A 10083-nucleotide genomic window follows, 5' to 3' on the forward strand; every position below is an offset into this window, starting at 1 on the left:
TGAGTAATTACTAATTACTTTTCTTTTTTACCGAGGTTATAATCAACGATTTGGGTAATCTCCAGACCTGAGCGTCTAGCTAAATGAATTTTTTTATCAAATTCGGTTGGTTTGGCTGGCAACTTGGGAGTATCAATAGCCTCGACAGTAATTGTTTTGTTGAAGGTGATTCCTTTACCTTGGTTTTCGCTTCGATTAAAGCTTACCAGCGTACCGATATAATCAACTTCCCATCTTCCATCTTTAATTTTTCTGGGTTCGGAGATATGGCGAGTTACGAGTGAGACTTGAACTTCACCGTTAAATACACCACTTGGAACAATTTCTGCTAATTTTTTAATAAAATTTGCCCGAAAATCTTGATTTTCAGATAGTGCAAATGCTGCTTCCCAGGCTCTAGTTGGAATTTTTTTTCTGTTATTTCTTTTTGTCTGGATATCTATTCCTTTATCCTGTTTGGTGATGTTTTCACCATTTTCGGTTGCTTCGATAATTCCGTTCCAACCGAACATTTTAATCATGCTATCTGAGATAAATCTTTTAATAGTTTCGTCATCACGTTCGTAGGGGCCGACAAATCTTCCAGGGGAGATAGAACCATCTTGGAGTTGAACAACTGTCATGCCTTTGACATAACGGTTTGTACCAGAACTTATTCCAAAAACTATAAATTGTAGTAGAAGAGAAAGTATGCCTGCTCCTGCACCTACACCAGTTGCGATCGCAACTGGTGTTGAAGTCGATTGACCGTAACTGAGGAGGCGAAGCGGTTGCGATTTTGTTTTTGATTTAACCATAATTGATTAATCATTTACCTTTTGAGGCGATAGATTTAGATACATTAATTGCAATTGAGGAACCACTCGTTGCGGCAGCACTAGCAACTTGTGTGGCAACTCCGACTGTAAATTCAGCTGCTTTGCCTAATCCTGTCCAAACTGCGAGTCCGCCACCAGCAGCTAATGCAGATGCAAGTATGGGAGAAAACACACCTACAAATAGGAGAAAAATCATTGGCTGACTGGATTCAGATGTAGCGATTAATTGTCCGCACAGCCCGATCATGATGTTAAAGCAGAGTTTTGCCATTCCCACTGAGAAATAGCCAGTTAACCAGGCGAAAATTGGTTTAGTACCGTAGGGGAGTAGCGAACCACCTACTGCTAGTGGAGCAAGGAGAGCGGTTAGCAGCATTGTGAATTCGATTCCCCACTGATAGGCTACATTTAATCCGAGTAAAAGAACGCTGACGAAAGAGACGATTTGGTCACCAATGTAGCCAGTAATGCTTGAAGCTAATTTTGACCCTATCTCAGCAGGATTTAGACTTGACAGTGCATCTTTAGCTGCATCTAAAGCTGCTAGAGGTCCGAATTCCCAGCTTCCGGAACCAGGCGCATCTCCTTTAAAAAGATTGGGTGCGGTTTTTCTAAGTTCTTTTTCTGCTTGGTCAAAGCATTGTATTTTGTCTTCAGTTGTACCTGGCAAAGAACGGCAGCGTTCCATTGCTTTTCCTACTTGGTCTTTTAATAAAATATTTCCAACAGCTCGGTTATAAGCTACCTCTAGATTTGAGCCAGCTGCTGTGAATTTAAGTACATCGTTGTTGATAATATTGATATAACCTCGGATTGCAAGTGTTCCGCTTTTGAGTAATGCACCATTACTAGCTAGTAATCCGATCACAAGGATGGGCCATATCCAACTTGATAGGGCTTTCATGTCTTCTTGATTAATCCAATTTTTGGCAAGTTCTACCATGAAAAAGATAAGTGTAGCAAGAGCGAAAAAAGTAGCTACATTACACATCGAGATATATAAATTGCCATCAAGAGTTTCTTGCCAAAGTTCATTAAAGCTTTCTGAAATCGTTTCACTAACATTGGCGGCTGTTTTTAAAAGGTCTTGTCCAAAAAAGTCGTCTGGACTGTAATAAAAAAAACCGAAGAAAATTAGATTCATCGTATTCTTAACATTTATCTGAACCATCTCTTAGAAAAACTAAGAGATGATTTGTAGGTTATTCCACCGCTGTTGATCTAAGATTGCTGTAACCAGATATTTCCATTAATTGACTGGACAGGGCGTCAAGATTTACATTTTCTCTTTGTCTTGCAGCAGCATTTTGTTCAGCGATTTGACTGAGCATCAGGTTAGTTTGCTGGGCATCGTGTCGTGCTTGCAGTCCGTCAGTACGGGATTGTCCCAACATTGAAACAATTTGTGAGTTTTGGGCTGCAATTACCTTGAGGATGTTTTGTGAAGCATCCATTGTTTGTGCAGATTCCGCGAGTTCTTTTGCCTCGGCTACAGTTTGTTGGGTTGCTTCAATTTCCTTTTTGGTACGTTCCTGCCCTTGCTCTCCCAGGACACTTTCAACTGTGGCGCGGGTGGTTTCGCGCTCTAGTTCGTTTGCTGCCGATACTGCACCCTCAACGGTATTGCTTTCGTTCCAGAAACCCTTTTGTTTGAGTTGCTCTTTGAGCTTGTTGGCTGAGTTTACTGGATCGGGCATACCCATACTGCCAGTCGAGTTAGTAGTAGCAGTTTTAGCCTCATTTTTGAGTCCACCCCAACTTTCATTTATTGCGGCGGTGATTTCGTTTTTAGTTTCTTCAAAATAGCTATTGAGTTCGCCCAAAATTTCATTAAAGAAATCTTCGATTGAGAATGCGTAACTAGGTGCAGATCCAATCAGGGTAATTATCCCAATTATCGACCCAATAATTAATCCTTGCTTGGATTTGAGCTTTAATTTTTGTTTCATAATCTACTTACTAGTTATGGATGTGGCAGTTAATTTAAGCCACTTGTTTAGAGTTTTCGTCTAATGTTTTTTCTTCTGGAGTTTGTACTTTTAGTACTGGTTTTTTATTATTTGAATTTAATAGTTCTCTAGTTTCTGCTGTTGGTTCTTCTTTACGAATCATCTGCACGTATGCTTCGGAGAATTTCACCATTCCCAACATGGGATTATCTTTATATTTATTGAGATATAAGGTACGTAATTCTTGCTCGCTAGGGTTATTCGCTACTGCTGCAAGCAAGCAATAAGCAGGGTAATACCGACAGAAGGTAAGTTTACCGTTGTCGTCGAGCAACCACTGCGAGTAAATACTTTCTTGTTTGGGAAAAAATGTTTCCGTGCTGTTGCGAGAGATGATTTCACTTGGGTATTTGAATCTTACTATAAATGGCTCTACTGCTGATGTTTGAATCCGACCAATAAGACGAGTTGTGAGGTTAGCAAAAATCTTGGGAGCAGACTTACTTTGGTAGATACTTTCAGGTTCTTGTGCCGATAAAATTACTCTAATACCAGCTTTTGCACCATTAGCGCACAGGCGACCAATTAGCTCGGCAATTGACTCAAAGGAGAACAAAATCGGCGCTTCGTCCAGGAAGAAGATACTTTTTGGACTTGATAATGCCCTTCTCAATGCAGCTGCATATGCTGATAGTGCCAGTACTGCTGCATCAGCTTCTGATGATAACGAACGTAAAGCAAATACAAGTAACTTTGCATCAGTTCTGAAGCTAGATGGACGGGCGATTGATTGCCCAACTCGGTTATTTAGCCAGAACTTTAATCGCAGTCTAACTTGGTCGAGTGCACCTAATATTTCGGTTGAATTATTAGTAATTGAATCGAGTTTGATATAACCGGGAGAACAAAAATTATAAAAGTCTTGGAGTGTTGGGATATCATTCCATTCTTGCGTGCCTACTCCTGATTCAAGTGCAAGTTTGTACCGCAATTTGATATCGTCGTCATTGAAGAAAGTCTCAAGACTAAGGGTAATTACACTTTCAATATTTGATATCATGATGGGACTAACCCCTAGGGGATTTGTCCCCAGCACCATTGTTATTAAAGTTGATTTCAAGAATTCCTTGAAATCGGTCATTCGCTCTTTAATTACTTCAGGTTCATACCCCCTTAAATCGGGAATCTCGAATAGGTTGTTTGCCTCTTTACTAATGTCAAAATACGCACCCTCTTCTCCAAAAAATTGCGTGTAATCTGTAAATGTCGAACTACCGTCGGGTTTGGGATAGTCAAGGGCAATAACGGGAATACCCTGAGCAAGGGCTGGTGTAAGCAATCCGGCAACTAGTACCGATTTACCAGCCCTAGTGGTACCGAAGACAGCTAAGTTTTTATGCTGGTTGTACAAGTCGAGGTGGACTGGTGTTCCTCCTTCTGAGGCGATTAGCTCAAATCCGGATTTATCACCCGTGGCTGTACGTACCACGGGCATGAGTCCGGGTACTTCAGATGAGAAGTAGGGGAGTCTGCGGTTAATGGGTTTGGTAAGTAGATTTTCCCAAATAATGGGAGTAGTTTGAAACCAAGTTTTCCATGCATATTCGAGTTCTCGTTCTACTACCGCAGGTCTTTTGAAGCAACTGGAAAGATATTTGCAAGCTTCGTCTAGTTGTTGACGTGTATTCCTATGGATACAAAATACAAGGGCGGTGTGGATGGGGATAGACCCTCTGAGCATGGTTTCTTGGGCTTTGACAGCTTCTTCGATGTTCATGTTGGCTTTGACATCGATGCTGCCTTTGTCCGCAGACATAGCGGATGATGTAATTGACTGTTTAGTTATTCTTTGAACCGCTGTTTTGGCAAGCGATTGGTTGGCTTTGCTAAGTTGGCAAATAATTTCGGTGTCGGAGATTTTTTCGCGAGAGAGGACTTCCCAGAGATATCGTAGTTGGTCGTATTCAGCTATCCAGCCTTGCGGTTTTTCGCTGAACTGAAGTACGCCGATGTACTTGTCTTGGAGTTTTACCCAAGCGCGATCAACAAAAGGAACAGACTGTTCCTTTTCCAGTACGAGGTGTCTGATGTGGAAGTCGCTGGTTTGTTCTTCTCTAAGTCCCTCGTCATTGAGGATAATAGGGTTGGGGATGGAGATTGGTTCTGAGTGGTTAAACTGTTTCCAAATAACTTCCCAAATGTCACCTGCTGTAAGTACTTTTGTTGATAGACCCATTGTGTTAGCGATAATTTGCTCCCACATTTGGAACCCGGATGTGAAGCTATCGCGGAGGATAGTTTCGATACGTTGGTGTCTAACTGAATGAATCTCTCCAGTAAATTGTTGCCAGTAGGTTTGCAGTTGCTTAATAGCTTTTTCGATAGGGTCGTTACTTTTAGTATCCTCGGTTGCAAGTACTGTGTAAGTACACCAGAAGCGGAGAAATTTGTTCTTGCGTACCCCTGCTTGCGTGAGTTCTCTTGCACGCAGGCGTTCTGACCTAATTAGAAGGGTTAGCTGTTCGAGGTTGCATGATGACTCAATTTTCCTTAGTTCTTGCTGTCTTGCTGTATCATCAGTGAACGAACCCATGTGAATGGTCAGGGTTTCGCGTTCCGGTAATTCTTTGAGTCCTCCTTCGATGTTCTCGAATATAGGTACAATTTGTTCTTCGGGTAGGGATGGGTGAATTCCCTGAATGTCGAAACAGAAGCGAACTTGAATATCTTCTTTCTTTTTAAGAATTAACGCACCGATATCTTTACGACCAGCAAGTGAGATGCTTGCAATTCCGGCCAAGTGAGTGATGTCTTCAAACGGAGTGAGGTTTTTGACTACTCCCAGTTGTTCGGTATTGAGGGATTTTCTGCCAATTTTTTCTTTATTTTTAGTTGGCTTTTCTTTACTCGAAATCATAGTTATCTAAGCGTTAATATTTCTTAAGAGAGAAAGATTATTTGCGTTTTTTTCTTGGTTCTGCTTGGGGGGGATTAACTAGCGATACGAAGGGTTTGTATCCCCGAACGATGCGGGGTGTACCGATAAACTTACCGAAAAAAGCTTTATTGGAAGATACTGTCCACCAGGTTGCCCATCCCCAAGCGGTTACTATTCCTGTTGCAAGCCAAGACTGTTGCATAAAGCCTTTGACTACCATGTAGGAGATGAGGGCGATCGCACTCCAAGGAACAACTTGGTCGGCAGGGAATGGCCCGAGGCGTGGTTGGTTTCCCAATACACGGTTGACAGTACGAAATTCCCGAACTCTTGTCATGATTACGAAGGGCAAAAGTCAGTTTTTGAATTTAAAATGAGTGGCACACTTCAAAAAAGTGCCACTCGTGTAGTGGCTTTTTTGACGAGTGGCTCCTCAGCCTGTTACCAGTCCTGCGAGCAAGTCTCCAACTACAACTGTGAGGGCAACGATAATTGGTGTGCGGGCGATTGTTTGCCAATCTTCGTCGTTTCTAGCAGCTTGAACGACCCGAATGAGACCAATACCAAGGTAAATTAGGAACAAACCGCGCAGTACTGCAAATACGTATCTAATAATGTCTTCGTTAACACCTGTAAAATACTCTGTGAAAAAGTCTTCTGCGTTTTGCATGAACTGAGCGTTTGCGGGTGCAGCGGCGATATCCAACATAAATACTGCACCTACCAAGCAGAACAGGACAGTATAGATATTAATACCATACTTGCGCTGCATACGCTCGAAGTTGGAAAGTAGGCTGTTCGCTTCCTTGGGCAGTAAAGCTACAATACCAGTTGCAAACGCGAGCGATGCCATTACCATGTGGTGGATGGAGATATCTGCAATCATCAAGCCAGTACCAACTGCCATCAGTCCGGCGATGCTGACGTTTTCTTTCCAATTGCGCTTTTTGCGGTGGATCTGAGTGGGATATCCGTATTCTTCCTCGTAGCTTTTAACGCGATCGTTTTCAAATTCGGATTCGTAGTATGTTCTCATATGGGTGAAATTATGGGATTAGAATTGCTTTTATCTTGAGAGAAGCCGTCGCAGAGATTTTCTTTCCAGTTCACTTCTAGGGTTTGATTAAAATCTGGAAAGCTTTGTTGCTTATGTGTTTATTCTATGAGGGACAATAATTTTGATACATCAGATTAATTGTTTAAGTTTTGATGCTATTTTTGCCTACAAAGTGTTAAAGCAAATTTAAATGCTAGTTAGATTGACAAAGCTAAAAATTTATTTCAAAACTATCTTTAAGCAAAGTAAAAATCCCTCAAATAAATATTTTGAGGGATTGAATGTTTTATTTTTATTCTTTTTTAGGAGAAACAGATAGATTACTTGTTGAAATTTATTTCGATATATTTACCAATTTTTAGTCCTAAAGAATCTGCACTACCAGCAGGTAATTCAATTACTTGATTTACAGGGTGAATTGAACTGTATTTAGGACATTCTTCAGTTTTGCAAGGAGGTGTATTTCTGACGATATTTTTAATTTTTCCATCTTTGAGAAATATCATGTCTAGTGGGATGTAAGTATCCTTCATCCAAAGTTTTACTTTTTCAGGTTTGTCGAGTACAAATAACATTCCGTGATTATTGGGAATCGAGTTACGAAATTTGAGTCCGTGGTTATATTCTTTTCTATCGTCTGCTAGTTCGAGTTGAACTGTTTGATTGTTGCTGGTAAAGGTTGCACCAATCGATAGATACTGGGGTTGGCGAGTCCAAAAGTAGTATGGTAAGGGTGAGAGGGCAGCAGTAAAACCGGCAATTGGCCCGGCAATATTAAGAATTTTGAGGAACAAGCTTTTCTCTGAAGTTTGTGCGCCTTTTGTTTGAGTACTGGTTTGAGTTGTTTGTCTTGTGACTTCCATAATCCTTCTTAGATAAATAAAGTGGTAAAGTGGCTAGAAAAAGAACTTGATGTATGCGATCGCTAACCAAAAATATCGATGTTACCAACGGCAAAGCGCGACGAATCGAGAGGTGAGCTAGGTAAAGCTTGTTGGTCAGCTTTGTTACGCATCGACTCAACTGTGTCAGCTTCCCTCAGGGCGAGAGGGTTAATTTGACGGCGTTCTTCGAGTAATGCTTCAATGGTTAGTTTGAGTGGGGGAAGTTTTTCTTCTGAGTAGATATCTTCTTTTACTGTTGAGCAGAATATAGTGCTGGCGGCGCGTTCTACAATTGTCTGAATTTCAGCACCCACACATCTATTGGTAGCTTTGAGGATTCTGCGCCACTCTTCTTCGCTCCAGGGATCGCCGCCATTGCGGAAGCGCTCGTCAAATCGGGCAGCGTGCAGCTTGAAGATAGTATATCTTTCCCCATTGTTAGGCAGGTCTACCTTGAACAGGTAGTCGAAGCGTCCGGCGCGGGTAAGTTCCGGTGGCAACCATTCCATGCGATTGACAGAGGCAATCACTAGCACGTCGCTTGTTCTTTCCTGCATCCAGGTTAAAAGCTTACCTGCAAGGCGTTTAGCTAGGTCATCATCCCCGGCAAAACCCTTATCAAAGTCGTCAAAATACAGTATTATTTGTGACAATTTATCTGCTACTTTTAGCAGGCGTTCGAGTTTAATTTCGGCTTGATTGTCAAAACTGCGGAAATTACCCCAATCAACCATGATGAGGGGAATACCCATATTTTGCGAGCAGGCTTTCGCGGAGTGGGATTTTCCCGTCCCCGGTGGTCCCACTAGCATAATACCTTTTGGTACGCGCAAGTTGTATTGTTTGGCGCGAGGGGTCAGGAGGCGCTTAAACTTTTTGAATGATTCTTGCATGAGTTCTAACCCACCCAGTTGGACTTTGGGTGGGGGTAGGAACTCAATATCGTAGAGGCGGTTGAGGAGTTGGATTTTTTGTTTGAGGAGAGCGATCGCTACTTCTTCTGAGTTAATGAAGTCGGTGGTTTTTCTAACTTCCTTGAGTAGATTGAGTATATCTGATATGTACAACCCCATCCCGGCATTTGCTACTGTGAGGACATCTATTTTTGTGTATTCTGGGGGTAATACGCCTGCTTGAGTAAGTGAATTGATGATTTCGCTAACGTCAGGTAAATCTTGTTTCCAGATAAGAATCTCGGCGGCAATATCGCTACTAATATCAGCAGTTGCTCCTAGAATTAGGGCAATTTTACCAGTATTTTGATTGTAAAGTTTGATATTAATTAGTGAAGATTTAATCCACTCGGATACTAAGAAAAAATCAGTTTCTTTTGAGCTATTTTCCTTAATCCAAGGGTATATATTCTCGATAATTAGAACGCCGCTTTCCTGGTATTCTTTCCAAAAGCTGAGTACGTGAAAATAATCTTCTTTATTGTATCTTGGCTTGGGCGTGTATTCAGCAAAATCTCTGATTGCTAGTTTTGAGTCTTTGATTGTCAGTTCTTTGATAGCTTCTTCCCCCAAGTTCCACAGATAGCACTTGCGGTTGGTGTTCTGGCAGAACTGGGTGATATGCACTAGTAGGCGCAGTCTTTCTTGGAGGGGAGATTCGCAGCCGATGAGAGGGTATTCCTCTTGAATCAGCCCTTCGAGTATCTGGAAGCTGTACATAGCTCGATTTAACGTGTATAAGAGCGCATTTTCCCCTATCTACTCAAGATTTGGCATCTAATTTTAGTTCTAAAAAATATCCAATATTAGTTGGTTTTCACAACTTCAATATGACTGTAAGACTGGATATAAACTATTTAATGTTTAAGTAATTTGTGAAGTTATACTATTTCACAAAAACTTTGATACAAATACAATCTGTGTAGAGACGCGATATATCGCGTCTGGGCAAAATTCATCTGTATCGTAATTAACGTGAAACGGTATTAGAGGCTATTATTTAACTTCAATCGCGCTTGTGTCCCGCGCCATAATCGCAGAGCTAGCGTCGGGAGGATGTCACACTTTTGACTAACTATGTCTAAATTATCTAAACCAGTTCCATCCTTTCCCCAGGTGTTTGTTCCTCAATTGGTACGGGATAAGAAATTCGCCCCCGTGATTGTACCTTCGGGTATGGGTGATGTGGCTGTGGGAGCTAGTGAGAAGCTATTTGAGAATGTCTTGAAGCATTATTTTGGTGATGCAGTTTTCCCCCAACAGAAAATGTTGCCGCCGGGGCATGATTTGCACTACACGGCTGACTTTCTCATTGTTGAACCAACTACTGGACTCCATCTGGATGTGGAGGTTGATGAACCTATCTCGTTTTCAACAGGAGAGCCTACCCACTGCATCGGGCAGGACGACTATCGCAACAAGGTTTCGTTGATGCTAATTGGGTGGTGGTGGGATTTGCCGAGGAACAAGTTTCATCCCAGCCA

At 41.7% G+C, this 10083-nt stretch carries 8 protein-coding genes and 1 pseudogene; 1 reads left to right on the plus strand and 8 read right to left on the minus strand.

The genetic code is table 11. The annotated features are described in order from the left end of the window. Window positions 1-14: 14 nt before the first annotated feature. The 8 genes from U2718_RS14150 to U2718_RS14185 all read right to left on the minus strand — a co-directional run bounded on the left by U2718_RS14150 (window position 15) and on the right by U2718_RS14185 (window position 9319). Window positions 15-797 (minus strand): hypothetical protein, encoded by a 783-nt coding sequence (locus tag U2718_RS14150; RefSeq protein ID WP_341999867.1) that lies wholly within the window; start codon window positions 795-797, stop codon window positions 15-17. Window positions 798-807: 10 nt separating this feature from the next. Then, window positions 808-1962: a hypothetical protein gene (locus tag U2718_RS14155; RefSeq protein WP_016877654.1), complete on the minus strand. Its 1155-nt coding sequence runs from the start codon at window positions 1960-1962 to the stop codon at window positions 808-810. A gap of 58 nt (window positions 1963-2020) precedes the next feature. Further along, entirely contained in the window at window positions 2021-2767 is a 747-nt protein-coding gene (locus U2718_RS14160) for a hypothetical protein (protein ID WP_341999864.1), read from the minus strand. 34 nt (window positions 2768-2801) lie between these two features. After that, complete coding sequence (locus U2718_RS14165) at window positions 2802-5684, minus strand: hypothetical protein (protein ID WP_341999862.1); 2883 nt, start codon at window positions 5682-5684, stop codon at window positions 2802-2804. 37 nt (window positions 5685-5721) lie between these two features. Further along, window positions 5722-6042 carry a hypothetical protein gene (locus U2718_RS14170; protein WP_341999860.1) on the minus strand — a complete coding sequence of 107 codons (321 nt, stop codon included), beginning with the start codon at window positions 6040-6042 and terminating at the stop codon, window positions 5722-5724. A gap of 96 nt (window positions 6043-6138) precedes the next feature. Next, window positions 6139-6741 carry a hypothetical protein gene (locus U2718_RS14175; RefSeq protein WP_341999858.1) on the minus strand — a complete coding sequence of 201 codons (603 nt, stop codon included), beginning with the start codon at window positions 6739-6741 and terminating at the stop codon, window positions 6139-6141. Between the two features lie 341 nt (window positions 6742-7082). Next, window positions 7083-7625: a DUF192 domain-containing protein gene (locus U2718_RS14180; RefSeq protein WP_016879184.1), complete on the minus strand. Its 543-nt coding sequence runs from the start codon at window positions 7623-7625 to the stop codon at window positions 7083-7085. A gap of 62 nt (window positions 7626-7687) precedes the next feature. Beyond that, window positions 7688-9319, minus strand: a complete 1632-nt coding sequence (locus U2718_RS14185) for an ATP-binding protein (RefSeq protein ID WP_341999856.1) — start codon at window positions 9317-9319, stop codon at window positions 7688-7690. A 357-nt stretch (window positions 9320-9676) separates the two neighbouring features. On the opposite strand from U2718_RS14185, the pseudogene U2718_RS14190 reads away from it, so the two are divergent. Further along, window positions 9677-10083: pseudogene (locus U2718_RS14190) on the plus strand (hypothetical protein); the annotation flags it as partial.

It is taken from the genome of Chlorogloeopsis sp. ULAP02 (genome assembly GCF_038404745.2).
GTDB lineage: Bacteria > Cyanobacteriota > Cyanobacteriia > Cyanobacteriales > Nostocaceae > Chlorogloeopsis.

Excerpts from the sequence above, each read along its gene's own strand:
- U2718_RS14165 (WP_341999862.1), bottom strand. The coding sequence starts at position 5,684 with ATGATTTCGAGTAAAGAAAAGCCAACTAAAAATAAAGAAAAAATTGGC.
- U2718_RS14185 (WP_341999856.1), bottom strand. The coding sequence starts at position 9,319 with ATGTACAGCTTCCAGATACTCGAAGGGCTGATTCAAGAGGAATACCCT.
- U2718_RS14170 (WP_341999860.1), bottom strand. The coding sequence starts at position 6,042 with ATGACAAGAGTTCGGGAATTTCGTACTGTCAACCGTGTATTGGGAAAC.
- U2718_RS14160 (WP_341999864.1), bottom strand. The coding sequence starts at position 2,767 with ATGAAACAAAAATTAAAGCTCAAATCCAAGCAAGGATTAATTATTGGG.
- U2718_RS14155 (WP_016877654.1), bottom strand. The coding sequence starts at position 1,962 with ATGAATCTAATTTTCTTCGGTTTTTTTTATTACAGTCCAGACGACTTT.
- U2718_RS14180 (WP_016879184.1), bottom strand. The coding sequence starts at position 7,625 with ATGGAAGTCACAAGACAAACAACTCAAACCAGTACTCAAACAAAAGGC.
- U2718_RS14175 (WP_341999858.1), bottom strand. The coding sequence starts at position 6,741 with ATGAGAACATACTACGAATCCGAATTTGAAAACGATCGCGTTAAAAGC.
- U2718_RS14150 (WP_341999867.1), bottom strand. The coding sequence starts at position 797 with ATGGTTAAATCAAAAACAAAATCGCAACCGCTTCGCCTCCTCAGTTAC.